Origin of the sequence: Nodosilinea nodulosa PCC 7104 (assembly GCF_000309385.1) — a bacterium.
GTDB lineage: Bacteria > Cyanobacteriota > Cyanobacteriia > Phormidesmidales > Phormidesmidaceae > Nodosilinea > Nodosilinea nodulosa.
This window is the reverse complement of record NZ_JH976537.1, coordinates 50,719-76,925: the sequence shown is the minus strand read 5'-3', so window position 1 is coordinate 76,925 and position 26,207 is coordinate 50,719. Positions and strand designations below refer to the sequence as shown.

General features: G+C 54.6%; 26 protein-coding genes, 1 tRNA gene and 2 pseudogenes. 19 read left to right on the top strand and 10 right to left on the bottom strand.

The genetic code is table 11. The features are described from left to right. Positions 1-67 precede the first annotated feature (67 nt). Positions 68-661, bottom strand: a pseudogene (locus LEPTO7104_RS0100285) (reverse transcriptase N-terminal domain-containing protein); the annotation flags it as partial. A gap of 543 nt (positions 662-1,204) precedes the next feature. Beyond that, on the bottom strand, positions 1,205-1,687 hold the full coding sequence (locus LEPTO7104_RS41060; RefSeq protein WP_196358078.1) for a hypothetical protein: 483 nt from the start codon (positions 1,685-1,687) through the stop codon (positions 1,205-1,207). Between the two features lie 665 nt (positions 1,688-2,352). On the opposite strand from LEPTO7104_RS41060, the gene LEPTO7104_RS43135 reads away from it, so the two are divergent. The 4 genes from LEPTO7104_RS43135 (at position 2,353) to LEPTO7104_RS0100265 (ending at position 4,890) form a co-directional block, all read left to right on the top strand. Then, positions 2,353-2,655: a ParA family protein gene (locus LEPTO7104_RS43135; protein ID WP_264307570.1), complete on the top strand. Its 303-nt coding sequence runs from the start codon at positions 2,353-2,355 to the stop codon at positions 2,653-2,655. Positions 2,656-2,660: 5 nt separating this feature from the next. Continuing rightward, positions 2,661-3,125 carry a ParA family protein gene (locus LEPTO7104_RS43130; RefSeq protein WP_264307568.1) on the top strand — a complete coding sequence of 155 codons (465 nt, stop codon included), beginning with the start codon at positions 2,661-2,663 and terminating at the stop codon, positions 3,123-3,125. Further along, the gene (locus LEPTO7104_RS44000; protein WP_017296536.1) at positions 3,118-3,561 is read left to right on the top strand and encodes a carboxysome distribution maintenance protein McdB; all 444 of its coding nucleotides are present in this window, start codon (positions 3,118-3,120) and stop codon (positions 3,559-3,561) included. The genes LEPTO7104_RS43130 and LEPTO7104_RS44000 overlap by 8 nt, the downstream gene beginning before the upstream one ends. Positions 3,562-4,092: 531 nt before the next feature. Then, on the top strand, positions 4,093-4,890 hold the full coding sequence (locus LEPTO7104_RS0100265) for a tetratricopeptide repeat protein (protein ID WP_017296535.1): 798 nt from the start codon (positions 4,093-4,095) through the stop codon (positions 4,888-4,890). On the opposite strand, the gene LEPTO7104_RS43435 is transcribed toward LEPTO7104_RS0100265, so the two are convergent. After that, positions 4,850-5,868 (bottom strand): IS630 family transposase gene (locus LEPTO7104_RS43435; RefSeq protein WP_155523829.1). Its coding sequence is split into 2 segments (ribosomal slippage): positions 4,850-5,439 and positions 5,439-5,868, totalling 1,020 coding nucleotides; the frame shifts between segments, so codons are not numbered across the junction. The genes LEPTO7104_RS0100265 and LEPTO7104_RS43435 overlap by 41 nt on opposite strands. Positions 5,869-5,979: 111 nt before the next feature. On the opposite strand from LEPTO7104_RS43435, the gene LEPTO7104_RS0100255 reads away from it, so the two are divergent. Continuing rightward, positions 5,980-8,070: a CHAT domain-containing tetratricopeptide repeat protein gene (locus LEPTO7104_RS0100255; protein ID WP_071527149.1), complete on the top strand. Its 2,091-nt coding sequence runs from the start codon at positions 5,980-5,982 to the stop codon at positions 8,068-8,070. 46 nt (positions 8,071-8,116) lie between these two features. On the opposite strand, the pseudogene LEPTO7104_RS43430 reads toward LEPTO7104_RS0100255, so the two are convergent. Then, positions 8,117-8,785 (bottom strand): annotated as a pseudogene (locus LEPTO7104_RS43430) (hypothetical protein); the annotation flags it as partial. A 58-nt stretch (positions 8,786-8,843) separates the two neighbouring features. Here LEPTO7104_RS43430 and LEPTO7104_RS0100240 point away from each other — a divergent pair. Beyond that, positions 8,844-9,110, top strand: a complete 267-nt coding sequence (locus LEPTO7104_RS0100240; RefSeq protein ID WP_017296533.1) for a ribbon-helix-helix domain-containing protein — start codon at positions 8,844-8,846, stop codon at positions 9,108-9,110. Then, on the top strand, positions 9,110-9,415 hold the full coding sequence (locus LEPTO7104_RS0100235; protein ID WP_017296532.1) for a type II toxin-antitoxin system RelE/ParE family toxin: 306 nt from the start codon (positions 9,110-9,112) through the stop codon (positions 9,413-9,415). Before LEPTO7104_RS0100240 ends, LEPTO7104_RS0100235 begins: the two co-directional genes overlap by 1 nt. Positions 9,416-9,568: 153 nt before the next feature. On the opposite strand, the gene LEPTO7104_RS0100230 is transcribed toward LEPTO7104_RS0100235, so the two are convergent. From LEPTO7104_RS0100230 to LEPTO7104_RS43425, 3 genes are all read right to left on the bottom strand, one after another. After that, positions 9,569-11,974 (bottom strand): DUF3987 domain-containing protein, encoded by a 2,406-nt coding sequence (locus tag LEPTO7104_RS0100230; protein ID WP_155523457.1) that lies wholly within the window; start codon positions 11,972-11,974, stop codon positions 9,569-9,571. Between the two features lie 327 nt (positions 11,975-12,301). Then, positions 12,302-12,511 carry a hypothetical protein gene (locus tag LEPTO7104_RS0100225; RefSeq protein ID WP_225886897.1) on the bottom strand — a complete coding sequence of 70 codons (210 nt, stop codon included), beginning with the start codon at positions 12,509-12,511 and terminating at the stop codon, positions 12,302-12,304. Then, complete coding sequence (locus LEPTO7104_RS43425) at positions 12,450-12,779, bottom strand: helix-turn-helix domain-containing protein (RefSeq protein WP_071527148.1); 330 nt, start codon at positions 12,777-12,779, stop codon at positions 12,450-12,452. The genes LEPTO7104_RS0100225 and LEPTO7104_RS43425 overlap by 62 nt, the downstream gene beginning before the upstream one ends. A gap of 97 nt (positions 12,780-12,876) precedes the next feature. On the opposite strand from LEPTO7104_RS43425, the gene LEPTO7104_RS0100220 reads away from it, so the two are divergent. After that, complete coding sequence (locus tag LEPTO7104_RS0100220; RefSeq protein ID WP_017296529.1) at positions 12,877-13,521, top strand: LexA family transcriptional regulator; 645 nt, start codon at positions 12,877-12,879, stop codon at positions 13,519-13,521. 16 nt (positions 13,522-13,537) lie between these two features. Here LEPTO7104_RS0100220 and LEPTO7104_RS0100215 read toward each other — a convergent pair whose 3' ends face one another. The 3 genes from LEPTO7104_RS0100215 to LEPTO7104_RS0100205 form a co-directional block, all read right to left on the bottom strand. Beyond that, positions 13,538-14,653 carry a tyrosine-type recombinase/integrase gene (locus LEPTO7104_RS0100215; protein ID WP_026072238.1) on the bottom strand — a complete coding sequence of 372 codons (1,116 nt, stop codon included), beginning with the start codon at positions 14,651-14,653 and terminating at the stop codon, positions 13,538-13,540. Positions 14,654-14,836: 183 nt separating this feature from the next. Beyond that, a tRNA-Ala gene (locus LEPTO7104_RS0100210) sits at positions 14,837-14,909 on the bottom strand. Positions 14,910-14,981: 72 nt separating this feature from the next. After that, positions 14,982-15,287, bottom strand: coding sequence for a hypothetical protein (locus tag LEPTO7104_RS0100205; protein ID WP_017296527.1), 306 nt, complete (start codon positions 15,285-15,287; stop codon positions 14,982-14,984). Positions 15,288-15,362: 75 nt separating this feature from the next. On the opposite strand from LEPTO7104_RS0100205, the gene xth reads away from it, so the two are divergent. From xth to LEPTO7104_RS0100150, 11 genes are all read left to right on the top strand, one after another. After that, on the top strand, positions 15,363-16,151 hold the full coding sequence (gene xth, locus LEPTO7104_RS0100200; RefSeq protein WP_017296526.1) for an exodeoxyribonuclease III: 789 nt from the start codon (positions 15,363-15,365) through the stop codon (positions 16,149-16,151). Between the two features lie 217 nt (positions 16,152-16,368). After that, positions 16,369-19,665: a DEAD/DEAH box helicase gene (locus tag LEPTO7104_RS0100195; RefSeq protein WP_017296525.1), complete on the top strand. Its 3,297-nt coding sequence runs from the start codon at positions 16,369-16,371 to the stop codon at positions 19,663-19,665. Between the two features lie 255 nt (positions 19,666-19,920). Beyond that, positions 19,921-20,499: a DUF2808 domain-containing protein gene (locus LEPTO7104_RS32060; RefSeq protein ID WP_017296524.1), complete on the top strand. Its 579-nt coding sequence runs from the start codon at positions 19,921-19,923 to the stop codon at positions 20,497-20,499. 63 nt (positions 20,500-20,562) lie between these two features. Then, entirely contained in the window at positions 20,563-20,700 is a 138-nt protein-coding gene (gene rpmH, locus LEPTO7104_RS0100185) for a 50S ribosomal protein L34 (protein WP_017296523.1), read from the top strand. Between the two features lie 103 nt (positions 20,701-20,803). Then, the gene (rnpA, locus tag LEPTO7104_RS0100180) at positions 20,804-21,175 is read left to right on the top strand and encodes a ribonuclease P protein component (RefSeq protein ID WP_017296522.1); all 372 of its coding nucleotides are present in this window, start codon (positions 20,804-20,806) and stop codon (positions 21,173-21,175) included. Further along, on the top strand, positions 21,162-21,557 hold the full coding sequence (locus LEPTO7104_RS0100175) for a PH domain-containing protein (RefSeq protein ID WP_017296521.1): 396 nt from the start codon (positions 21,162-21,164) through the stop codon (positions 21,555-21,557). The genes rnpA and LEPTO7104_RS0100175 overlap by 14 nt, the downstream gene beginning before the upstream one ends. Positions 21,558-21,663: 106 nt before the next feature. Next, positions 21,664-22,806: a membrane protein insertase YidC gene (gene yidC / locus LEPTO7104_RS0100170; protein ID WP_017296520.1), complete on the top strand. Its 1,143-nt coding sequence runs from the start codon at positions 21,664-21,666 to the stop codon at positions 22,804-22,806. A gap of 2 nt (positions 22,807-22,808) precedes the next feature. Then, positions 22,809-23,324: a Jag family protein gene (locus LEPTO7104_RS0100165; RefSeq protein ID WP_017296519.1), complete on the top strand. Its 516-nt coding sequence runs from the start codon at positions 22,809-22,811 to the stop codon at positions 23,322-23,324. A 39-nt stretch (positions 23,325-23,363) separates the two neighbouring features. Further along, the gene (locus tag LEPTO7104_RS0100160) at positions 23,364-23,873 is read left to right on the top strand and encodes a YceD family protein (protein ID WP_026072237.1); all 510 of its coding nucleotides are present in this window, start codon (positions 23,364-23,366) and stop codon (positions 23,871-23,873) included. Positions 23,874-24,035: 162 nt separating this feature from the next. Continuing rightward, positions 24,036-25,556: an AAA family ATPase gene (locus LEPTO7104_RS0100155; RefSeq protein ID WP_017296517.1), complete on the top strand. Its 1,521-nt coding sequence runs from the start codon at positions 24,036-24,038 to the stop codon at positions 25,554-25,556. 53 nt (positions 25,557-25,609) lie between these two features. Beyond that, complete coding sequence (locus LEPTO7104_RS0100150; protein ID WP_017296516.1) at positions 25,610-26,092, top strand: SH3 domain-containing protein; 483 nt, start codon at positions 25,610-25,612, stop codon at positions 26,090-26,092. The last annotated feature ends 115 nt before the right edge of the window (positions 26,093-26,207 follow it).

Below are 26,207 nucleotides of genomic sequence, written 5' to 3'. Positions count from 1 at the left end.
CGGTAAGTATTTACACCCTGCTGGGGCCCGTATCTGACGAACCACCTTAGAAATGAGCGAACCGGGAGTGATCAATTTGGTCGAAGCACTTGGCGATATCCGCATCCAGCACGTATTTGGCTTTCTGCTGGGTCGCCTGTTGAATTGCCCTAAGGGCGTCTTGTGCTGAGCGACCGGGTCTGAAACCGTAGGAATGAGGCTCAAATTTGGCCTCCCACTGGGGCTCCAGGGCTAGTTTGACCAGGGCCTGGCGAGCCCGTTCGGTCATAGTCGGAATCCCGAGGGGCCGTTTTTCCGTTTTCCCTGGCTTGGGAATCAGTACCCGTCGAACCGGGGCTGATTTGTCGCTCAAGGAGAGGTTTTGGGCCAGTTGCAAGCGTTGAGCTGGGGTGAGGGATTTGACACCATCAATCCCGGCTGTCTGCTTGCCTCGGTTGTCCTGAGTAACCTTACGCACCGCCAGGCAGCGAGCTGCCCATGACCGCATCAGGGTCTTTTGCAGTTTGTGAACGGTTTTCACATCACCATTCTGTTCAGCTCGGTAAATCCTCGTTTGCAGCTTGAACACCTTCGCCTCTAGCTGTCGCCAGGGGAGGGTCTTCCATTCCACTGTGGGCACGTTGGCCCCAGTCTTAGACGTTTGGACTGTGACTTGATTCATTACCATCAGTTCATCGTGTATCTGTTGGCCTATCCTGGGCATTACTCCAGGCGTTTGCTTTTGATACAATCCCGCCCGCTGAGGGCTTGTAGCTTGGCAACCGACTCTGACGTTAGCCAGAGAGCGCCTCAGCGGGTTATTCCGTTCCGAATGACCATTGTTTGAATCCTTAGGGCGATGCTCTCCACCGGGTTGATGGGAAGTGCAGACTGAGACTGGTCGAGACTGGAATCGCCAGTTCCCGTTTGCCTTGCCGTTTTGGCCTGGGCTGCTAACCGTCGTAGCCCACTTGACGTAACGATGGTTCTGACGCATCTTCGCTTTCGCTACCCATAGATTCTTGCTAGACAGATTGCCGAGTACGGTTCTCGGAAGGGCTGCCGTTCATCCCCGCTTCACCCGATTGAGAGCCAGTCTCACGAGTGGGGGAAGTGCTGTCACCGTTGCACCCACGGGGTAGGACTTGCACCTACATGGCCATTCAGTTGTCAAGGTCTAAAGACCTTGCGCCTAATCCCCTGAAACTCAGGTGAGTTCCAGTTTCTAGGCAACGGCTCGCACCCAATCCTCGTCATTGCGAGCACTGTTGATTACTCGCACGAGAGAGATGCCGACATAGAGCAAGAACAGCCCCCGCAGCACGTTGAAGACCAGGGGAATGGCGTCGCCCGCAGCTGTGCCAAAGTTGGTGGTCATCCAGGTTTCAGCCCCGCCAAAGAACTGGGCCTGGGCAGGATAGGCCAGTAGGGTAACTAGCCAGAGCAGCCCTAGACCCATCAGCCGTCCAGCCTTTCGTTTGAAACCCTGTGCTTTACGTCTAGGGGCAGGATATGAGGGTTTGGCGTCTTTCATCCAGGTCAGGCCGGTGATGCCTGCTATGGCCAGCACTACCAATAAGGCGGGGCCGTGTATCAGGACATCTAGACCCAGACAGAGGATCGCTACGACCAATAGCGGCAGGTCTGGAAGCGGATTCATCCCACCCACTAGTCGTTCCATCAACGGAAAAATGTAGAGAGTTTTCATGGCTCAAATGAATTGAGTCTGACTGATGTTTGAAGTCTCCTGAAATCAGTCAGATGACATGACTCGCGTGCTCACCAATGAGTAAAGTGTTCAACTCGAATTGCGTAAAGATTTGACCAATATAGCAATATTTTTCAGCGGTGGGGAAATGACAAACTAAATTGTGGATTCAGGCTTAGACGGCTCAAATCCATGCCTAAATCCTATACAAGACAATGAATATCGTGCTTGATTCTGTAATCTTGCGTGATTTTAATCAAGCTATTGACCGATCTATGTAGATCTTCAGAGTAGGAATATTTTTTATACCGAGGCCATACATAATCCCTATCGCTTAAAAATTTGCTGCTAATTATCAATGCGATTAGCTACAAGCAATAACTCTATGATTGCAGTCGCATTCTATCTATAGAAAATCATCAAAAGCGACGCAAGACCATCTTCTTTGGTTCCTTTTCTCCGCACATATTTTCAACTCAAAAGTCACGCTTTAACTGACAACATCACATGACGACTGCTTTACAGACACAAAGACAAGTGTTTTGACGTCAATACGTCTTGATGTCTCTGGCTTCGCAAGCTTATATGGCGGCAGGATCTCGGGTGGGTCAAGGCATGTCGAGATGGGCAGGGGCTAAGTGTTGTACGGGGAGTGAAACACAGCTATGAAGACAGTGAGTTGTTTGTCGCTCTCTGGGGGGCAGGGAAAAACGTCGGTCTCACTGCTGCTAGGTCGGCTCCTGGCAGATCGGGGCCAGAAGGTGCTGATGGTGGATGCCGATCCGCAGGCGAATCTCACCTTTTATTTGGGCCATGACGTTAAGGCGAATGAGCCCACCCTATTGGAGGTGCTGAAGCGGCAGGTGGAAACAGCCGATGGGATCTATCCGTTGACAGCAGCCAACCTATTTCTGATTCCAGCCGATGAGGGGCTGCACAAAGCCCAGGAATACTTGGCCGCGGGATAGGGGCCTTGGCTTTGCGCCACAGCCTGGAGGCGGTGGGGACGTTGTTTGACGTTTGCATTATCGACTCGCCGCCCCAGCGCACCCAGATTTGTCTGTCGGTGATGGGGGCCTCTGACTGGGTGCTGATTCCAGCGGAGGCCTCAACCAAGGGGGTAAATTCACTACTGTGCAGCCTAGAACTGCTGGAGGAAAGGGGTCGAATACGGGCGTTTACTGGCCAAGTGCTGGGGGTGCTGCCGTTTCGAGATAAGTGGTTTGGCCGATCGCAGGCGACGGATAGCCGAGAGGCCATAGCAGCCATGCAGCAGGTGGCAGGGGCAATCCCGGTGCTGCCGTCGATTGTGGAGAGTGAGCGCTACAAGCAGGCGATTCGGCAGGGGCAGCGGCTGTCAGAGATTGGCTATGGGGAACTGGAATATCCGCTGCACAGGGTGATTGAGGCGTTAGAGCAGGGGCAAGGGAATGACTGATGATGCGCTGGAACGATTGATGCAGCGGCAGCGCCCGAGTGTACCGCCCCGTGCAGATGGGTTGGGGGCAGAGTTACCTGTGAAGTCTCTTCAACAGGTGACAGTTGAAGGCAATAGGTCGGGATATAGTGACTCTAGCGAGTCTACAAGTGTTGACGTCAGTATGTCTGTTAGCCAAGATGATGAGACGGAGTTACCGCAGCTAGTGCGGACGACGACCCGGTTAGAGGAAGAGATTGATAAGGCCCTGCGCCACCTCTGTATGGATGAGAAAATTACCAAGGAGGTGTGGTTTGAGGCGGCGTACCTTTACCTGGCGGAGCACCCTAAGGCGATGCAGGCGGTGAATGGGGTGGCGAAGGAGCGCTACCAGCGGCGAAAGCGGGCAGCGGATTTGAGGAAGCTGGAGACGATGCAGAAGCGGTTGAGGGGTTAGACGATTACGTCGGAGCTTGCTAAGCGAACGAATTGGGGTCAAGCAAGCATGATGTCTTTAAAGTTCGGGATTTTGATTACCCCAGAGCAGGGGGAGGTGTTTAGTTCGCTGAGGCGCGATAGACAGTTGGATTAAGTCTCAATGGCCAGAAACTGCCGATGTTCTTGGCCTTGGCTGTGGTTCAGGTTGTGACTATATATTGACCAGCTGGGAAGTGCGTCATAATTTCGCCAAAGAAAATTCTCTCGGCCTTAAGTAGTCATGTATTTTGGTTCGAAGGCAAGCTCTGCAAAGCTTTAGGCTCATACTGGACATAGGTAACGCAGAATCTAGGAATGTAGGGCAGTGATTTTTCTTTGATTGAACGATAACGCACTCCCAACCAGCTGACCAACTGATAATAGGTATGCTAAGGGCATACTCTTTTGTAGACGACAAACCACGACGCTGCAACAGTGCATACAAAAGGCTCAACAATTAAGTTGGCAAGATCAGTTTTATTTAGCTACTCGGTTGTTGCATTAAATAATTATGAAAAAAAAGACCAAAAAATTGTTAAATGAAATTCGTTCGTTAAATTTTTCAGACAAGTTGAAAGCAGATAAATTGTTTGAAGAAGGAATAGAGCTTTATGAAGGTGGTGAAGTTAATTCTGCCATGCAGAGTTTAAAGAAAGCATTAAATCTATCAAAGAAAATTCAGCATTGGTTTGGAGCAAGCGTATGTCTGTATAATTTGGGCATAGCTTTTACAAGCCTTAGAGACTTGCCAAGTGCTTTAAGTTCATTTAAAGAATCCCAGAAGATAGCCGATGAATTTGGCTTTGTCGGCCTTCAAATGAATGCCCCAAAGCAGATTGGAGATATTTATATAAAATACGGGCAATATGACCTAGCCGTTCGTTATTTGATGGCGGCGATACAAGTTGCGCAAGCAATTGGTGAAGATAGTGAATTGTCAAGACTAACAGATCGACTAGATATCATATTTTACTACCAAGGCCGTTATCAAGAAGCAATCCATAATCATTCAAAAGGTTTATTAATTGCCAGAAATAAGAGCGATCTAAATTTAGAAATGATTTGCTTAATCAATCTAGCAAATGCTTACCAGGCGATATCAAATTATAACTATTCAATAGATCTCTACAATCAAGCTCTTCAAGCTAGCCAGTCTCAAGAAAAACGAGATCTTTCTGCCGAATCAGAAATCTTGGGTAATATGGGTGCTACATATCATTATCTTGGGAATGAAAAGTTAGCTATATACTATAGCAGTCCTATTTGGTTCATGAAAAGGATCCGTATCGATGCATTTTTGGGAAATTAAACACCTCTAGCCTAAAAAACTGCTCGAAGAGGGCTTTGAGCGCCGAGAAGCAGGGACGCAGCCCTGACATCCGTCTTAGCCACGTTTTAGCCTGTAGCCAAGCATCTTCGATGGGATTTTGACTCGGGTCGTTGGGTGCGAATCGAACACAATGGATTTTCCAGGCTTTGGGCTCTAATCCAGCATTGATTTGGCCTAGAAAGTCTTGGAGTTCTTGGGAGCGATGGTAACTTGCCCCATCCCAGAGCAAGAGTAACCGTTGCTCTGGCCATTGCGTTTGCAAAAATTTGAGATACGCCATGGTGTTGGTCGTATTCCCTTTCTCGTGCCCTTGAACAATCAGGCGCTTGCTGAGCAAATCTAAGGCTCCATAATACGTTTGACGCTCTCGTTCGTTCACAATAGGCACCTCAACCCGTTCCCCCGTTCGTCCCCACACGTAGCCTTGAAGGTCACCACTCATGAGATGACATTCATCGACAAAGAGCACTCTCAACTGCCCGGCTTCGATCTCGTCTCGGTAACGTGCCAATAGCCGCTGGATCTCGGCTTTTTTGCGGCCACCGCCTTAGCGTCCGCCTTTGGATTCACTTTACTGGTCTTTTTCCAACTCAAACCCGCCGCTTCAAACAAGTCGTAGTAGCTTTGCTTAGACTCGTACACCACGTCGTAGGTCTCGGCCAGATGATACTCCAGCTCACTCAGTTCCCAGATCGCTTTAGCCTGTAACCACTGCAATACGGCCTCTCGCTCTAGCGGGGTCAAATAACTCCTGCGACCTTTATGCTGAGGGCGGAACCCGGCTAAGCCGTCCCGCTCATAGGCTTGTTTCCATTTGCTCAGGGCTCCCAGCGATACATCGAGAATCGCGGTGATGGCCTCATAGCCATAGTCCTGATAGATCAGTTTGACGGCCAATGCTTTCTTCACTTGGCGACCATCACGTTCAGCACTGATAAAGGCCTTGAGTTCTTCAATGGCAATGGTTTTGCTGAGCTTAGTCTGGGGGGTGGGCATGACCATCACACCTCGCATCAGAATTCTGGATCCTCAGTAATTATACTGATATATTTCACGAATCATTCCGGATTGCTATATGCAGAGAAATCATATGAAATTGCTCAAAAGATCGGTCATAAAGAACAAGAATCAAGAGCGATGGGTAATCTAGCAATAGTATATGAAAGGATTGGCGATTTTCAAAAGGCTTTAGAGCTATTTGAGAAAGAATTAAATTATTTTGAAAACACTAGTTATAGGCATGAGCGAGCACAAAGTCTTGGTAACATTGGTAATTTATGCAAAAGTATAGGCAAGCTTGATCTTGCCATTCAATATCATGAACAGTCTCTCCAAATAAATAGGGAGATTGGTTCTAAGCTCGGTGAATCTCGTTCTTTATGCAATATTGGAATAGTTTATAGAGTTCAAAAAAAATATCAAGAAGCAATCTACTTTCAAGAGAAATCTCTAGAAATAGCCCAAGAAATTTGCAGTTTACGTGACGAAGGAATGGCTTGCTTTAATCTTGGCAACATTCATCTTGAAATAGGTGAACTTAAAGCAGCTCAACACCTATATGAAAAGGCAACTACGATATTTAATAATATTAATGAGTTCTGGGGAGAGTTTTATGCTGTTGGGGGGCTTGCAGGAGTTCTTTTTTATCAAGGCGAACTCCAGTTATCTCTTGACTATTGTAGGCAACAAATAGAATTCATTGCCGATCTAGACGCTCCACAATTGAAAGCTTCTGTTCTTTGTTGTATGGGTGGCATATCTCTAAAGAAAAATGATTTCCAGCAAGCTGAAGATTATCTAAGGGAATCATTGCAAATTCAAGAAGAAACTAGATTCCAATTAAAGAGTGAATATGATCAAGTGTCATTTTTCGATCTTCAAGTTGATCTTTACATGCTACTTCAAAAATCATTAGTCTTACAAAATAAATTCAACGAAGCTCTAGTCGTTTCCGAAAAGGGAAGATCAGCTGTAATGACTAGAGCTCTAGAAACAAAAGCGAAACTTTTATCCAAGAATTTCTTTTCAGATAGAATCAATTTTATCGATTTTCCTAATGATATTCAGTCCATTAAGAGTATCGCTAAAACCCAAGGCACTGTATTTGTTGAGTACTCTTTTGTATATTCAAATTTATACACATGGATCGTCACACCATTTGAACAAATATATTTTAAGGAAATTGATCTCAGTAGCCTTGAAGATGACGAGTCATTTAGAGATCTGGCCTACGAATTACATAAACGAATTGACGAATCGTCGTGGCCTGGCAATGCTTATTACTATTCCCAGAAACTCTATAAACTTATTATCGAACCTCTTGAAGATATCTTGTCAAGCTACGCTCAGTTTCCTATTATATTTGTTCCACAACATGAGCTTCTCTTTGTACCTTTTGCAGCTCTTCAAAATCAAAAAGGTGAGTTTCTTGTTGAAAAGTATACATTTCTTATCTCGCCATCTATCAAGGCAACCGAGTTGATTCAGGACAACAATCCTGACGGACTTTGTTTAGTGAATGAGCCAAGCCAAAAGATAGAACATTTCTTGATTGTTGGTAATCCAGAAATGCCCTTTTCTCCATATGGTAGAAGTGCCGGAAAGTTATCTGACTTGCCGTTTGCAGAGCAAGAAGCAGAGGCAATTGCCTGTATGCTTGGAAGCCAAGCTCTTGTTAAGAAAGAAGCTACCAAAGCAAATATCTTAAAACGAATGGAAGAATCGGCGATAATACATCTTGCCACACATTGCTTATTAGATATAGCAGACTTGAATGATATTCCTGGTGTGATTGCTCTTTCATCTTCTGAGGAAGATTCTGGATTTTTAACGGCAACTGAAGTGCATCAGCTTAATTTGAGGGCAGATTTGGTTGTTTTGAGTGCCTGCAATACAGGTATTGGAGTCATGAGGAATGAGGGCTTGATAGGGTTATCAAGATGCTTTTTACTTGCTGGAGCTTCCAGTGTCATTGCTTCGTATTGGGAAATCCCTGATAGTGAATCAACTAAATTAATCATGAGTAGCTTCTACAGAAACTTAATGAGAGGTGAAGAAAAAGCTGGAGCTTTATGCAAAGCTATGCGCGATGTCATGAAAATTTATCCAAATAACCCTCGTATGTGGGCTGGCTTTACCCTGATTGGCAAAAATTCTTGATTCACAGTTATTCAGAAGTCAAAAGGCTTTTTTGAGATCATGAAGATTGGGCGGAAATAATAACCCGAATTCCAGCCTTGGCTCTGTTGCCAATCAAAGTTCCAATTTCGTCAAACTCAAATAAGATCGGGACTTCATCAATAAAGAAGATGGACGCCAGAGCTTCCATGGTTCGCCGCAGAGCGGCGGCATAGGCGGAAAGGACAGCACGGCGGCATCTTCTTCGTTGGATAGATTCAGCAGGGCAAAGACCAGCAGTTGGTGCATCGGTCGGAAAACTGGATGGAGCAGAAATCGCCCGCCTCACCTGGCTGGAGAGCCAAAATCTCAGTCGCAGCTCAATCATGCTCAGCGCTGCCTCAATGTTACCGCCCACCTAGTTCAGATCCAGCTGTTCAGGCGTGCAAAAGTCGAGGAAGTTAGCCAGGGTTGGCATTTGTGCCCAGGCTGCTGAGCCCAATCGACCTTGTATCGTCTCCATGTAGCGTCGCTGAATTCAGGCATCGGCAAAGAAGGCGTTGAGCGCCAGTACCAGAATCGAGCGAATGGTCTAGATCATCACCGAGCTATTGGCCCCTAAGCCCACAATCGTGGTCAGCAGCGCCGACTCCAGAAATGACTGAAAGTCGTCGAGGCGTTCTTTGCGCTCATCACTCGGCAGATGTCGCAAGTCCGGCAGCTCGAACAAGTTGTTCGATTCGTAGGAGATGTCGAATTAATCATTTCCTAGCGTTAAGATTGAAGTCAAAAGCAGTTGCTTCCCTTCATCTTCCATGCAAGTTGTCCTTCCCCCTGAACTAGAACAACTCATCCAACGCCAGCTCGCCGCAGGCAAATACCAATCTGCCTTAGACGTCATCACAGCAGGCATACACCTACTCGACCAGCAAAACGATATCTATCAAGGGAGACTCCCCGAACTCCAGCAAGATGCCCAGATCGGCTGGGAAGCAGCCCAGCGCGGCGACCTCGTTGAAGGCCCCACCGCCATGGCCCAGATTCGAGAAAACCTGCGGTCTCGCCACGCCTCCGCCGAATAATGGCCCCTCAGTTTTACCTAACCCAGCCTGCCATTCAAGACATCGAGGCCATTGCAGACTACATCGCCAGTCAAACTGGGCTCCAACAGGCCGAGCGCTTCCTCTCAAAGCTCAATGCCAAATTCACCAGAATCACCCAATTCCCGAATCTGGGGCGGCCACGCGACGAAATCCTCCCAGAGCTGCGCAGCCTCTCAATGGAGAACTACCTCATTCTCTACACCGCAACCGAATCTAGAGTAGACATCTTGCGGGTCGTCAGTGGCTACCGCGATCTAACGAGCTTGTTCACAGACGACGAGTAATCGATTTTCGGTAGACACGGTAGACGCCCGGTAGACACTCTGTCTACCGGGCAAAAGCCTCTATCCGTAAGCCCTTCAGCGATTTCGGTAGACGGTAGACACTTTCCTAGCAATTCCCCATTGGCAAACCCTGTCTACTTGTCTACCGTTTCGCTACAACCCTTGTCCATCAAACCTTTCAGCGGTAGACACCCCGTCTACCGTTTCCTGAAATCTGTCTACCGCGTCTACCGTTGCCCGCCACCGCAGCCGATTCCCCATCCCCTGGGTTTCCCCATACCCCATCGCCTCCAGCTCTAAAAAATGAGCACGAATCACCTCCACCCCCGCCTTCCGTAAACTGCGCTCATAATTCCGCACATCCTTCGCTCGCAGCCAGCCCCGCACCCGCGACAGCTGTATCAGCTTTGTATAGACCGGCTCCAGCGCCCCATCCATCGTATTTCCGTCCGCGTAGAGCAGCTTCACCTGGCCAATAAACCAGCGCCCCAGCTTAATTGACGCCTGCATCTGGCTCGCTTCCACTGCATGGGTCGGCAAACGCCCCTCCACCGCCGCATTCAGGCAGTGCAGAATCAGCGCCAGCCGCCCTGTATAGCCCTGCATTTTGGAATAGACCGCCTGCAAACCTGGGTGGGTCTCCGTCACCCTCAGCTGATCCAACTGGTCATACCAATCTGCAAATAACACCTTGGCCTCAGGGCTGAGCCGGTAGCACTGGGCTGCCAACCCCTCCAACTGCTGGTAGAGACCATAGAGCCGCTCCGACACGTCATAGCGCACCGTCCGCCGGGGAAATGGCGCAGGCTTCAGCGGCAGCAAACACCACAAAAACCTGGCCCACTGGCCGCTGGCATCCGAGCAATCCCCCATCATCTCCCGCAAAATATCGGGCTGAATTGTCCCCGTTAGGCTCAGGCTGGTGCGCGGCAGGCTGATGCGCAGGCCGCTGGCCCGATCCACCTTCAACCCCGAGCCATCAAAGGCGGTCAGCAGCGACTCCTTATCGTTACCCCGGCCATTGCGGTACTGGTTCTGCCCCTTGAACAGACCTGCCAGCTCATCCGGCGTCACCAAAATGCCCCGCTCCGGCTGCTGGGCTTGAATGCGGGCAATCGCCTCCCGTGTCGCATCCGAGGTGTGATACTCCCGTGGCATCGGCTTCCTCGGGCGAATACCCCTTTCCTCGGCTCGGGTCTGTTCCCAATCCCGCAGGTCAACCTCATATTCCGAGGCGGCATACTCATACTCCTGATCCGCCTCCGCTTGGAGCAGCGAGAGCGGCCCCAAAATCTGCCGCTGAATTGGACTCTTTTTGCTACCCGAGGGGGCCACCAGCCCGGTGAATACAATCGGCGGCACCGAGAACCCCATCCCAGCATCAATTTCCAGCTCTGTGCCCACTCTCAGTAGAGACGCCGCCACCGGCAGCAGCGTCACCAGCATGGCCGCTGGGGTGGCCCCAATCCAGTCCGCGATCTGCTCCAAGGGTTCCGCCAAGTCGGCATGGAGATACTCTCCTAGACACAGCTGGTAGTCGCCAATTTTGAGCAGCTGGTGAATCTCAGCTCGGCGATCATCCCGCTCTTCGGTTTGCTCCAGTTCCGCCTGCACCAGGGTGACCAGGTTACCAATATCCCTAGCAGATAACCCCGTTTCCTGATGCCACTGCACCACCTGCGCCGCCAGAGCCAGTTCGGTAGGGCTGGTACCCAGATAGGTGCGGATCTGGTCTTGTAGTGCCTGCACCGACATCCGTTCGGGAGCTTGGGTAGAGCTGACCTCCATCTGCCGCCGGTCTTGCACCGCCGCTCGAATCTGCTCTGCTGTGGCCCCATCGTGAATCCAATCCGCCACATCCAGCCCGCCATGCTTCGGCAGGTTGTGCCAGCGCAGGCTATCCGGGTAGGGGTAGCACCACTGGGCCGAGGGGAAGTCCTGGGCGACTTCCTCCATATGGGCAATGCCGACCTGGTCGCGATCGGGACATAGCACTAGGCGTACATCCTGCAAATCCTGACGGTAATCGCCATAGCTGCGGTACTTCTTCGAGCCCCCCAGGGTAGTGGTCGCGGGAATGCCAATTCCCCACAGGGCATCAGCGCAGCCTTCCCCCTCCACCATCCAGATGGGTTGACCGATGGCGATCGCATTCTGAACATCCCGGTAGCGGTAGATCGGCACCTGGGCTCTAATCTCAGGGGTCAACCCTTTGACCCACTGCTGCCCGTTCCAGTGGTACTGCACAAAAAACTTTGAACCGTTGCCCCGATCCACCCGAGTCACTTTCACCAGAGGCTGCCCGGCTCGGCTGGGATAGAAATAGTCCTGCCGCTGCTGGGGTCGAACCGGCTTTTCAGGTGATGGGGTAGCTGCAAAGTATTGCCCCCACATGCCATCGGCTGTCGCGCCCCGATAAACGTAGCCATCTACCGCCCCATCCTGGTCTACGTGGGTATGGCAGAACACCACTTCCTCATTCCAGCGGCAGTCTTGGTCTTTAGTGCGTCCACAAATTGGACAGGGGCGCGATCGCCCCGAGTAAACGTACTGTGCCATGGTTAGCTCCTGAAGTTAGGAGCCAGGCCACCACAATCAACCAGCTATTGTTAACCGTTAGCTGTGCCGAGGCTGGACATTTCCAATGTCTTTGCTATAGTTGAAGACACCACTTCTAGCAGCAGATTAATGCCCTGGGCGGTTCGGCGAAAACCACATCAGGATGTTGATTGGCCTGGCTTAGAAAGTAAACAAAAAGATTCAGCACCCTTGCCAATCAATGGTTAGGGTGTTTTTTCATAGGTTTTAGAGCTGAGATTTTAAGCCAGATGCTTAATCACAGACTTGATTAAGCCTTGAAGCCCTTTACTTGGTTCAAGGATCTTTTTATCGATGTCCAGATCGTTTAGGAATTTTGCGCTGATTGCTCAACAAACTGGCCTGATAGTTTTCAATGGCCCGTTGGTGAGCCGCCGGATCATGGCGGTTGTGGAGCCAGTCCTTGATCAGCTCCAAGTTGTAGCGAATGCAGCGACTATTCACTCGAACCCAGTGAACGCCCTCGATCAACAGTCCCTGCACTCGATAGCGCCTCAAGGTTGTACCGCTGAGCTTCAGTGACTGGGTAGCTTCCTGTTTGCTGACAAATTGAACCATGGGTCATCCTTCCTCGTTTATACCGTTGAGGCCAAATCTCATGGGGAGGCAGGCCAAGTTTGCCCGCCACGACCTGCTCGATGCGACGCGATCGCTGCCGAGTCAAGGCATGGGAGACTGCCGAGGTGCCAATATTCAGTTCTTTTGCGATGCTGGTTAAAGTCCAGCCCTGCTTGCGTAGAGCTGCTTTAATGTCTTCTACATGCATAGAATTGTCTTAGCTCCATCAATATATCGATGAAGTTAGCAATAAATAACTTGCATGTCAAGTGTTATAATTTGCATCTGCAATTAATGTAACCCTTATGACTAATCCATTACCTGACGAGGCGCAGGCGGATGCCACCGCAGTTGATCAGTTTCCAGTCCGTCTAAAGCAGGCGGTTGGCGACAAGAGCATTCGAGGCTTTGCCAGAGACTGCGGCTTTTCTGACACCGTGCTCCGCCAATATCTCAACGGCCAAAGCGAGCCCACCCGACCAGCACTGCTCGCTATAGCCCGCACGGCCAACATCAGCGTCGAGTGGCTGGCGACCGGCCAGCCTGTAGCGGGGGCTAAGGATTCGTCTAAAGCGTCAGCCGAAGATTATGTTTACAAGGATCCGCTGGCCTTTGAGACGGGCTGGCTCCGAGCAGAGTTCCCCAGTGCCTCTGAAAATTTGCTGCTCACCCAAGTGGTCGATGAAAGCATGGAGCCAACCCTTCAGCAGGGGGATTTAGCGCTGGTGGACACCAATGATCGTGACTTGGAAACTGTGAGTCACGGTATCTACCTGCTCAAACTCGATAATCGGCTACTCATCAAGCGCTTGCAGTATATAGCCGATGACACGATTAGGGTGCTCAGTGACCACCCTGCCTATGAAGCCTTCTCAATTCAAATATCTAAGATATCCAGCAGCCTCAGCCTCATGGGGAAAGTGGTCTGGTTTGGGCGCAAACTATACTGAAGCCTGCACCAGGGGCTTATATTTCCGGTAAGCGAGGGCGGCTGTTGACGTTACCTGCATAATTTCGGTAAAGCGTCTGCACATCGTGTCCTGTTAACTGAGCTACTTCCACCGGATTCATACCCTTATCCAGGGCATGAGAAATCAAGGCATGTCGGGTATTGTAAGGTCTTTGATAATCAATGCCCAACTTAGTTAAAATTTTCTGCCAGCCTCGTTGGGCAAAGTTTTTTGCATCGATAGGAGCTCCTTTTGGCCCCTTAAAAACCAAATCATTGGGATCGCTATCCGCTTGCCTCAATCCCTGAAGCATTGTCTGCAACTTAGATGTCAGGGTAATATACCGAGACCGATTCGTTTTTGTGGCTTTCTGCTTGCCTTTGATTAAAGCCTCACCAATCCAAATGGTTGAGCAATCCTCAGAGATATGTTTCCAGCGTAGGCCCACGATCTCTCCAGTACGGCAACCACTGCCAAAGCGAAACTCCACAAAATTGACGTAGTGGCGATAATAACGGTTAGCTTTAAACGCCTCAACGATTGATTTGATTTCTGCCTCGGTGAAAGGCTTAGGCATTTGTTTTGGCGGAACCTTAATTCTTAAAGGCATATCTACCCAAGGATTAGACTCAACTAAAGCCTGCTCAATCCCCCACTCCCAGCACGCCTTCAAAAGGCCCAGGCGCTCTCGAATGACAACCTTGGATAAATCTTGAGAGTCATACCAGCTGGAGAATTTTTCGGCCTCGGCTACGCTGACTTCAGCAACCGAACGAGTCTTAAAGAATTCCTCCAAATAGTTGAGCAGTCCACGGTATTTATCCAGAGTGGCCGAAACGACTGTTTTCGATTTGTGCTGGATGAATTTGTTGAATAGACCGGTGACAGTCAGCTGACTGCGGTTGGGAAGCTGCAATTTATAGGCTCGAAGCGTGGGATCGAAATGCCCTGACATCATGTCGAGCTCGATTTGAGACGCCTTGGCCTCGGCCACTCTCCGATTCGTGACGGTGTCAGGGAGCCCGATAAACAAAAAATAGCGTTCCCCTTTGTAACGCCAGCCTAGACGCAACCGATCTCGATCACTGGTCACCGAGACGGTGCCCTTCTTCGCTCTAGCAGCATTGGCCATGGTGAAAGCCCTCTGGAGAATGGATCGAATGGATCGAAGAATCTTTCGATCCAATTTCGATCCAAATTCTAACCAAAATGGCCAAAAGTGGCATAACAGCGTCTAGCTCCAGGAACTCAGCAAGGCTCTGAATCACTTTGTTGATGAGCGATACAACTCTTGAGCTGTATGGGTTTGAGAGAATGGAGAATAGGAGATTCGAACTCCTGACCTCTGCGGTGCGATCGCAGCGCTCTACCAGCTGAGCTAATTCCCCTTAAACACCGCTACGGTGCGACTGAGCTAATTTCCTAAGAACTGACAGCATCTTACCAAAAACAGAATCCCGTTATCGCTTTCGTCCTTTGGCCGTTGACCCTCCTGGCTCGGTCTTTGACCTTCGCCCCTTATTTCCCGGCGGCGTCTGATGGGCGCCAAAATACTTTTCGCTGCGGTAGCGTAACCAGACCCGCAGCGTTTGAGGAATCTGGTCTTTTTGCTCTTTGGTCAGCGTGTTGTAAAGGGCCAGTGCCTTCTCCCGCTCGCCGCGGCAAGCGGCATTGTTGTGGGCGTCCCAGTAGCTGCGGGCCAGGCGAATGCGGCGGCAGACCTCTTTAACTAGGGCTTTTCCCTCCAGGGGCGATTCTGGCGGCATGGGCGTGATCCTTTTGGGCAGTCAAGCCCTTAAGCTAGAACACTGTGACTATCTCTTTTCACCTTACCGCCCGCTATGAAAGTTGCCACCTGGAACGTCAACTCCATTCGATCGCGCCTCGACCACGCGACCCAGTGGCTGCAAACTAACCCCGTGGACGTGCTGTGCCTGCAAGAGACCAAGGTGGTCAACGAGACGTTTCCCACGGCAGCCTTTTCAGAGCTGGGCTACACCGCCTACATCCACGGCCAAAAGTCCTATAACGGTGTAGCGCTGCTCAGTCGTCAGCCTCTAGAGAAGGTGCAATACGGTTTTGCTGCGGTGCTGGGGGAAGAGCGGGTAGGGGATCTAGACGACCAAAAACGGGTGATCGCCGGGCTGTGGGGCGACATTTATATCGTGAATCTCTATGTGCCAAACGGCAGTTCTGTGGGCAGCGACAAGTACGAGTACAAGCTGCGGTGGCTAACCTGTCTAAAGGAGTACCTAACAGCGCTGCTAGCCGAATATCCCAACCTGAATGTCTGTGGCGACTTCAATATTGCCTTGGAAGACAAAGATATCTACAACGCCGAGGGTAAAGAGAAACACATCATGTCTTCGCCCGTGGAGCGGGAAGCTTTGCGCGCAGTCCTATCCGTAGGGTTGAAGGACGGCTTTCGCCTATTCAACGATGAGGGAGGCCACTTTAGCTGGTGGGACTACCGAACCGCCGCTTTTCAGAGAAATATGGGCTGGCGCATTGACCACCATTATTTGTCGGCGGCTTTGGGCGATCGCGCCCTCAGCTGCACCATTGACGTCGAACCCCGCCGGTGGGAAAAACCCAGCGACCACACCCCAGTCATCATGGAGTATGCGTAAGGGTTTGGGCAGAATACCCCTGCCACTGCCTACCGGAGGGAGTAAGATAGGCACATTCAGCAGGTTTTCTGCACACCAGGAGTAACCGGGGTTGAGCTTCGGGAATGGCGTTATTCGCCAGGGCATCCGCCGGAGTTTTGTCCTGGGGGTGTAACTAGGCCCTATCTACCTGCTGCCAGCGCAATTCAGTTTTTGAGCAAGTCGTAACCATAGGGCAATGGCAATACTACACGTCAGTTGGCTTCCTCAGTCGCAGCAGTTTTTTCTCTGGGCTGAGGCCTGGCAGCCGCTGCCCACCGAGGGGCTGGCCCCGTGGGAAGGCCTCCATCTCCACCCCTATGCCCTGGGTCGGGTGCCGCTGGCCCAGGTGCTGGCCAGCATGCAAAAACAGCTAATCGGGCGAGATGCGTCGGCAGCCGATATATTCCCTGGGGCGCTGACCGAGGCCGCGATCGCCGCTGGGCAGGGGAACGCTAAGGCGGCGGGGAGCAGGCGATCGCGATCGCCCAAGGGGTCTCGGGGCGTGGTCGGGCCAGCCTGGGGCGAACTAGTCCTGCCGCTGCCGGCCCGCCTGCTCCCCACCGCTCTGGCCCCAGTTCACTCTGCCAACACCGATCCTCAACCAGGGAATTCGGAGCCTGACACCGTGCTGCATCCCTGGCGATTGCAGGGTTGGCATCTGGGCATGGCCGATTTTTTACCGATCCTGCTGGCTTTGCCCCTGGGGCAGCACAGCCTCACCGGCCCCGGCGAAATAGGCTCCGACCTGCGCTACTGGGGCCACATTGCCCGCTGGGGGCTGAATCTGCTGGCCCGGGGTAAGTTTTTGCCCGACCTAGAACTGACCAGCCAAACCCTGGCCGCAGGCTGGCAACCGCTGCTCGACAGCGCCCCCGACCAGGAGCGGCTGCGGCATTTTGCCCTGGCGATGCCGATGATCTGCCGTACCCACCTGCCCCCAATAGCTCCCGCATCAGCCAAGGACTCCCTGCCCCTGGCCTGCGGCTTTCCCCTGCTTGACCCTCAGCCCCTGCTGCTGCTTTTTCTGGCCGCCCTGGTCGACTATCAGGTGCGCCGGGTGGCCCAGGCCCACCCCCTCAACGGCCTGGCCAATCTGGGGAAGGAACTCCCGCTTCAGGCCTGGCTCCAGGCCCTGGGCCAGCCAGGGGGAACCCTAGAAGCCAGCGTTGCCGCCGCCGCCCGCCTGCAAGAGGCGCTGACAACCTGGACCACACCGCTCCAGACCCTAGCCGAAGACCCGGCCCGCCAGTTTCGCCTGCGGCTGGTGCTGCAGCCGCCCCCCCAGCTCGATCAGCCCTGGCAGCTGCATTACCAGCTCCAGTCGGCGGCCAACCCCGACTGGCGGCTGGGGGCCGATCTGCTCTGGCAGTATCCAGTGGCCGAACTCCACCACCAGGGAGCCGTTCTCAAAGCGCCCCAGGAAACTCTGCTCGGCAGCCTGGGACGGGCCGCGCGGCTCTACGACCCCATTCGCGAAAGCCTGCACCAGCAGCACCCGACCCACTGCGACCTCGACCCGATTCAGGCCTACCAGTTCATCAAGGCGTCGGCCTGGCAGCTGCAAGACAACGGGGTTGACGTAGAATTGCCGCCGGGCTTAGCCCAAACAGCCGCAGACGGGGCCGGGCGGCTGGGGCTCAAGGTGCAGGCCGAGGTGCCGCCCCAAAAGCAGCGGCAGCGTCTCGGCCTCAAGAGCCTGCTCAACTTTCGCTGGGAGCTGTCGATCGCAGGCGAAACCCTCTCCGCCGCTGAGTTTGAGCAGCTGATCAACCAGGGCTCGCCGCTGGTGGAAATCAACGGTCGCTGGGTCGAGCTCAAGCCCCAGGACGTGAAGGCGGCGCGGCAGTTCTTGGCGGGGCAAAAAACCGCCACACCCCTATCGGTAGAAGATGCCCTGCGCATTAGCACGGGCGACACCCAGCTAATCGACAAGCTGCCGGTGGTCAGCTTTGAGGCCACCGGGGCGCTGCAAACCCTGATCGAAACCCTGACGACGGGCAACCAAACCCTGGCCGAGATGGAGGCCCCCAGCGGGTTTAAAGGGCAGCTGCGGCCCTACCAGGCGCGCGGGGTGTCGTGGCTGGCCTTTCTAGAGCAGTGGGGTCTAGGGGCCTGTTTGGCCGACGACATGGGCCTGGGCAAAACCATTCAGCTGATCGCCTTTTTGCTCTACCTGCAAGACAACGACTGGCTAGAAAGCCCGGTGCTGCTGGTCTGCCCCACCTCGGTACTGGGCAACTGGGAGAAGGAAGTAAAACGGTTTGCCCCCAGGCTCAAAACCCTGGTGCACCACGGCGATCGCAGGCCGCGCGGCAGCGCCCTGGCCAAAGCCGTGCAGGATAAGCATCTGGTGATTACCAGCTACGCCCTCATTTACCGGGACTTAAAGCCTCTCCAGTCGGTGAGCTGGCAGTGCCTGGTGCTCGACGAAGCCCAAAATATTAAAAACTCGGACGCCAAGCAGTCGAGAGCGGCCCGCCAGATCGAAGCGCAGTTCCGCGTCGCCCTCACCGGCACCCCGGTGGAAAACCGCCTGGGCGAGCTGTGGGCAATCATGGACTTTCTCAACCCCGGCTACCTGGGGCCGAAAAATTTCTTTCAGCGGCGCTTTGCCACCCCGATCGAGCGATACGGCGATACGGCTTCCCTGCGGGCGCTGAAGGGACTGGTGCAGCCCTTTATTCTGCGCCGCCTCAAGACCGATCGCACCATCATCCAGGACCTGCCCGAGAAGCAGGAAATGACGGTTTTCTGCGGCCTGTCTGTGGAGCAGGCCAACCTCTACCAGCAGACCGTCGACACGGCGCTGGAAAGCCTGGATGACGCCACTGGCGTGCAGCGCAAGGGGCAGATTTTGGCCCTGCTGACCAAGCTGAAGCAGATTTGCAACCACCCGGCCCAGTTTTTGCAGGAGCCCAGCCTGGGGCTGAAGGGGCGCTCCGGCAAGCTGCAGCGGCTCGACGAAATGCTGGAAGAGGTGATTGCCGAGGGCGATCGCGCCCTGATCTTTACCCAGTTTGCCGAGTGGGGCAAGCTGCTGCAGCGGCATCTGCAATCCTACCTGGGTCAGGAGGCGCTGTTTCTCTACGGCAGCACCACCAAAAACCAGCGCGAGGCGATGGTCGATCGCTTCCAGAACGACCCCGCCGCACCCAGGTTATTCATTCTCTCGCTGAAGGCGGGCGGCGTCGGCCTCAACCTCACCCGCGCCAACCACGTCTTCCACTACGATCGCTGGTGGAACCCGGCGATCGAAAACCAGGCCACCGATCGCGCCTTTCGCATTGGTCAGACCCGCAACGTGCAGGTGCACAAGTTTGTCACCACCGGCACCCTGGAGGAGCGCATCCACGAGATGATTGAGAGCAAAAAGGCCCTCTCGGAGCAGGTGGTCAGCGCCGGGGAAGGCTGGCTGACGGAGTTCGACACCGATCAGCTGCGCAACCTGCTGCTGCTCGATCGCAACGCCATCATCGACGACGACGGCGAGTAGTCGCCCTGGTCTGAGCAGGGGCGCAAAGGGGCCGCAGCGCAGGGGAGCAAAGGCGAGGTGATAGGATCAAAACAGCCGCCGCAGGTTAGCCCAGAGCCGACTCTCAGCGGCGCGATCGCCAGGCTCTCGGGCAGCCCGGTTGCACCACTGGCACAGGCTAGAGTGCTACTCTAGGTGGCTAGGGGTATGGTAATGGGTGGTCTAGATCGGTTGCCCCAAGCTACCCGGCCAGACAGTTTTAATTGGAGGTACACCATGATATCCCTCAAGCAAGTCCTTAAATTTACCGCCCTGGGGCTAGCCGCCGTGGCCGCAGCTGTGGGTCTCAGCCTTGCCACGTCCCAGCCGAGCCAGGCCCAAACTGGGTTGACCATCTTTGGCGGCATTCAGCCCGAGTATCGCCTCGGCTACCTAATTGACTTCAACTATCCCCACAGCAGCAACAGCCGGTACTACCTCAACATTGTGCGAACCAAGCTGCCCCGCGATGTGATTTCCCTAGAAATTGACTACCCCGACAGCTTTACCGAGGTGGGCGGGCGCATTAACCCCGACGACATTGAGCTGCGCAGCGGCGACTGGCGGGGCCGGGATGTGATTCCCCTCAAGGTGGCCGATGTGATTGAAGATGAGAACCGGATCGAACTCATCCCCGAAGAACCAATTCCGGCCAACACCAGCCTGGTAGTAGTGCTTTCTAACGTGCGCAACCCCCGCCGCTATGGCTACCACTACTTCAACCTGCGGATGATGTACCAGGGCGATGTGATTGACCAGTACGCTGGCACCTGGCCGCTAGAAATTGCCGCCGAAACCAACCAGGGTAATAACTAGTCTTTTGCAATAGTCGGTGCTACCATACTAGACTGTGACTTTTTATCAGAATCAGGCAACGCCATGAGTAAGCGCACCCTAGAGGGCACCAACCGAAAGCAGAAGCGAACCTCCGGGTTCCGCGCTCGTATGCGCTCCTACACCGGCCAAAACGTCATCAAAGCGCGCCGCCGCAAGGGACGGGCCAAGCTCGCCGTCTAACCCCGCCTGGGGCAGACGGGCTGGCTTAGAGCGCTGGCATAAGCATTATTGGCCCTGGGGCTACTTCAAGCTCCAGGGCCATTGCTGTAGGTAGGGGCAGGCAGTGCTACCCAAACACAATCGACTGCGGCGATCGCGGCAGTTTTCCCAGGTCTATCGCCAGGGCAGAAAAGCTGTTTCTGCCCATTTGATTGTGCGGGTGTGGGCAGTACCCCAGGGGTCCGCCCCAAGCCCTGCGATCGGTCCCTGTGTGGGCATCGTGGTCAGCCTCAAGGTGCACAAACGAGCGGTGGTACGCAACCGCCTCAAGCGGCGGGTGCGTGCTGCAATGAGGGCGCTGCTGCCGACCCTGCGACCCAATCTCTGGATTGTGATCAGCCTGCGGCCCGAGGCCACCCAGTGCGAATATGGCGAATTTTTGCGAGAATTAGAGCAGTTGTTCACCAAGCTAGAGGTTATCCATGGGCATTCGTGAGGATGTGTTTTACGAGGGCGGCCCCCACATCGGCGATTTAATCATCAACGTGCTGCTGGGCTTCACGATCATTTGCCTTCCCCTCACGGTTGGGGCCATTACCCGTGCCCTGTGGCTGCGCTACCGAATCACCAGTCGGCGTCTTTCCGTGACCGGCGGCTGGATGGGGCGCGATCGCACCGACCTCATCTACAACGAAATCAGTAAAATTGTCACAGTGCCTCGGGGCATTGGCCTCTGGGGTGACATGGTGGTCACCCTCAAAGACGGCAGCCGCCTAGAATTGCGCGCCATGCCCCGCTTTCGCGAGGTCTATGACTACATCAATGAGCGCATTTCTCCCCAGGCCAAGGCCGTCAGCGGTGCCCTAGGCGAGAGCTAACTACGGCAATCCCTCACTAAGCGGGCGGCTTGCCTCCCCGACTATGGGGTAGATTAGGTAACTGAGCAGTCAATGTCGTATCCCCTGTAGCAGGGTTCAGGTTCCCATGGATTTTGGTATTGGATTTCTGACCAACAACATCATGTTGCCGATCCTAGATTTTTTCTACGGGATCGTGCCCAGCTACGGGTTGGCTATTGTGGCCCTCACTCTGGTGATTCGGTTTGCCCTCTACCCGCTCAACGCGGGGTCCATCCGCAACATGCGGCGCATGAAGGTGGCCCAGCCTTTGATGCAAAAGCGCGTCAAAGAAATCCAGGAGCGCTACAAAGATAACCCCACCAAGCTTCAAGAAGAGATGAGTGGGGTCTACAAAGAGTTTGGCAATCCCCTGGCGGGCTGCTTCCCGGTGCTGCTGCAAATGCCCATTCTCTTTGCCCTATTTGCCACCCTGCGGGGGTCGCCGTTTGCCGACATCAACTACGACGTCAACGTCCAGGTCTTCCCCCAGGAAAAAATCGAGCAGATTCAGCCCCAGGTCTTTAGCACGCCGCCTAAAGCCATCTACGTCTCTGACGGGTCGCACTTCCCCATCTCGGCAGTAGTGCCCGGCGGCAACAAGCTGGTGGTGGGCGAAAAAACCGACGTGCGCCTGCAAACCGCCGAGGGCGAAACGATTCAGGCTTTAGTCACCCAGTACAACGACGACATCGACAGCTTTAAGCCCAAGTGGGAAGTTACCAAGGGCGATGACATCGTTTCGGTCGATGAAGCAGGCCACATTACCGCCTTAGCTCCTGGCGAAGCCACAGTGCGAGTGCAGGCTCCCGGTCTGGCCGCTAACAAAGGCTTTCTCTTTATCAAAGCCCTGGGTCGCATCGGCGTAACCGGCGAAGACGGCGCGATTCACTGGGATATTTTGATCATGATCCTGGGCTTTGGGGCCAGCCTTTACCTCAACCAGGTGCTTTCGGGGCAGGGCTCTGCCACCGACAACTCTCAGCAGGCGGCGGTAAACAAGTTCACCCCGATCATTTTCTCCGGCATGTTTCTGTTCTTTCCGTTGCCCGCCGGGGTGCTGATGTACATGCTGATTGCCAACATTTTCCAGACCCTGCAAACGTTTATTCTTTCGCGGGAGCCGCTGCCCGAGAATCTGCAAAAAATTGTCGACGCCGAAGCCAAGGCCGAGGACGACAGAAAGACCCTGCCCTTCGAGCCAGGGCGCAGCAAAAAGAAAAAGGCCTAGCCATGGTTACCGATGCTGCTACCGCTGGCGTGAACTGGTTGACGAGCCTGCTGACCATGCAGGGGCTGTCGTCAACGGTTACCGCCCACCCGGTTGAGGATGAGTCTGGGGAAAGCTGCTGGCTGACCATAGCTGAAGAGCCGCTGTCCTCGGAGCAGGTGCAGGCCCTGATTGGCGAGGGAGGTGCGGTCCTCGACTCGATTCAGTACCTGGCCAATACGACCCTCAATTTGGGTAAAGGCCCAGATCAGCAGCAGGCTTTTACCATTGAGCTGGCGGGGTACCGGGCTAGGCGCCTGGAAGAACTCAAGGCCATGGCCGCCGCCGCCGCCGAGCGGGTGCTGACCAGCGGTGAAGAGTATGAAATGCAGGGGCTTTCGTCTGCCGAGCGGCGGCAAATGCACCACTTTTTGGCCGCCCACGAGGGGCTGGCGACGTTTAGCCGGGGCCGAGAGCCCGATCGCCGCCTGGTGGTCCATCGGGTCGGCCAAGATTCCGAGCCATCCGACGACGGCTAGACTCGCAGTCCGCAGCGCGCATCCAGGGAGGTATGACCAGTGGAGAAAGTGTATATACCCCATTTGCTACAGCGGCCTGAAAAGACCCTCGTCGTTGACCTAGATACCCATCTGGCCGACCTAGAAACCCTAACCCCGGTGCGGGGTGAGCTGACCGTTACCCACCAGGGCACCTATCTGGAGGTCAAGGCCAGGGCCGATACAATTGTGACGCTGACCTGCGATCGCTGCCTGCAAGCCTACAACCACCGGGTGGCGATCGCCGCCAGGGAACTGATCTGGCTGGAGGAGGACCCTGACCCCGCCACCCTGCCCCTGGAGCGCGAGGTGTCGGTGGATGACTTGTTTGAAACCCTGCCCCCCAATGGCTACTTCTATCCAGAAACCTGGATCTATGAGCAGATTTGCCTGGCCCTGCCCCAGCCGCAGGTCTGCAATGACGACTGCCCCGGTATTGAGGTGGGTGAACCGGTCGAGGCCGAACCCGTAGATTACCGCTGGGCGGCCCTGGCTCGGCTTCAGCAGCAGTTTCACCCCCCTGAGACTTAGGCGTCTACGTCACTGGCTCGATACTGGACGGGCAACCGCTTGCCCCGGGCAGTCCACCTCCACCATGGACCTCTCTGGGCTGGGTCAGGACGATCTAGCGCATAAAATCCGATAGGCTGGAACCATCGAACAAGCACTGTGGGATCACTGAGCTACGCTGATATGGGCTTTACTGAAGATCTGGGTCTGCTGATTCGGGCCCGCTACCCCATTATCTACATCGCCACCGCCGAAGAAGAGCGGGCCGAGGGCGACATTGCGGCCTGCGCTGCCGCCCAGGGCAACCGCGCCCTCTACACCTGGGATTTTGTCGACGGCTACCAGGGCAACCTCAACGACGCCGGGTTTGGCAAGCGCAATCCGCTGCAAGCGCTGGAGCTGGTGGAGAAACTGCCCGCCACCGCCCCGGCGGTGTTTGTGCTGCGCGATTTTCACCGTTTTTTGGATGACATTGCCATCTCGCGCAAGCTGCGCAACCTGTCCCGCCGTCTCAAAGCCCAGCCCAAAACCCTGATCATTCTCTCAGCCCAGCTCACGATTCCCGACGAGCTGAGCGAAACCGTGACGGTGCTGGAGTTTACCCTGCCCGATGCCGCTGCGATTCGCCAGGAGGTGCGGCAGCTTTTGAGCGCCACCAGTACTAACCTGCCAGCGAGCAGGCTGGAGGAGGTGGTGCGCACCTGCCAGGGGCTGTCTCTGGAGCGCATTCGCCGCGTGCTGGCCCGCGCGATCGCCTACCACGGGGCCTTTGATCCCGGCGATCTGGACCTGATTCTCGAGGAAAAGCGCCAGAGCATTCGCCAGACCCAAATTCTCGACTACTATCCCGCCAGGGAGCAGATATCTGACATCGGCGGTCTGGACAACCTCAAGGACTGGCTGCTGAAGCGGGGAGCAGCATTCTCGGAGAAGGCCCGTCAGTACGGTCTGCCCCACCCGCGAGGACTGCTGCTGCTGGGCATTCAGGGCACAGGCAAGTCGCTGACCGCCAAGGCGATCGCCCACCACTGGCACCTGCCCCTGCTGCGGCTGGACGTGGGGCGGCTGTTTGGGGGCCTGGTGGGCGAGTCTGAGGCCCGCACCCGCCAGATGATTCAGCTGGCCGAGGCCCTGGCCCCCTGCGTGCTGTGGATCGATGAAATTGACAAAGCTTTTGCGGGCATGGACGGTCGGGGTGACTCCGGCACCGCCAGCCGCGTCTTTGGCACCTTCATCACCTGGATGGCGGAAAAAACCTCGCCCGTGTTTGTGGTAGCCACCGCCAACAACATCCAGGCGCTGCCGCCGGAGATGCTGCGGCGGGGCCGTTTTGACGAGATTTTCTTTGTCGGGCTGCCCAGCCAGAGCGATCGCCAGGCGATTTTTGAGGTCCACCTCTCCCGCCTGCGGCCCCACACCCTCAAGAGTTTTGATATCGCTCGCCTGGCCTACGAAACCCCAGATTTTTCTGGGGCAGAGATCGAACAGGCGATCGTGGAGGCGATGCACCTGGGCTTTAGCCAAAACCGCGACTTTACCACCGACGACATTCTCACCGCCGCCAGCGAAATGGTGCCCCTGGCCCGCACCGCCCAGGAGCAGATCGAGGCCCTCCAGGCCTGGGCCGCCGGGGGCAAAGCCCGGATGGCCTCCCGCAGCGGCCTAGACCCACGGCTGCGTCCTACCTTGCCTGATCCCGATTAGCCGGGGGTGCTGTACCATTAGCAAGCTGTAAACGATTTTTTCTGGCCCGCTCCATGAAAGGATTTTTCATTGGCCTGTCAAAGCTAGTTTTGGGCGTTGCGATCGCCCTCATTCTGCTGTCGATGGCCGGTGTGGCCACCGCCCGCTACTTTATGGGTCGGCTCTCGGTGCTGCCGCCCAAGCCCCTGTACGGCGATGAAATGCCGACTCCGGCCGCCCCTGGTGCCGCTCCCGAGGCCGCCCCCGAGGCCGCAGCACCCGGCGTTGAGCCCCCGCCCGCCCCGGCGGCAGAGCCACCTCCCCCAGCGGAGCCCGCCCTGGAACCAGGGGCCTATAAGGCTGTGGTGATACAGCCCATTGGCCTGGTCATGCGCGAAGGCCCAGGGCTAGAGTTTTCCCAGGTGGGGGGCGTAGACGTGAACGAAGCAGTGGTCGTACTCGAAGAACCTGCCGATAAGGACTGGGTCAAGGTGCGCGTGGTGTCCAATGGCCAGGAAGGCTGGGTCAAGGCGGGCAATACCCGGCGGGAAGAGTAGGCCTCAGCCCAGGTCTGGCGCTATGTTTGCCCGGCGGAATCTGGTATTCCTAAGGAAAATGTTAACTAATCTAACTAAGCTTTACGCTTGTTATCAGTTCCCCGGCGCGGCCTGT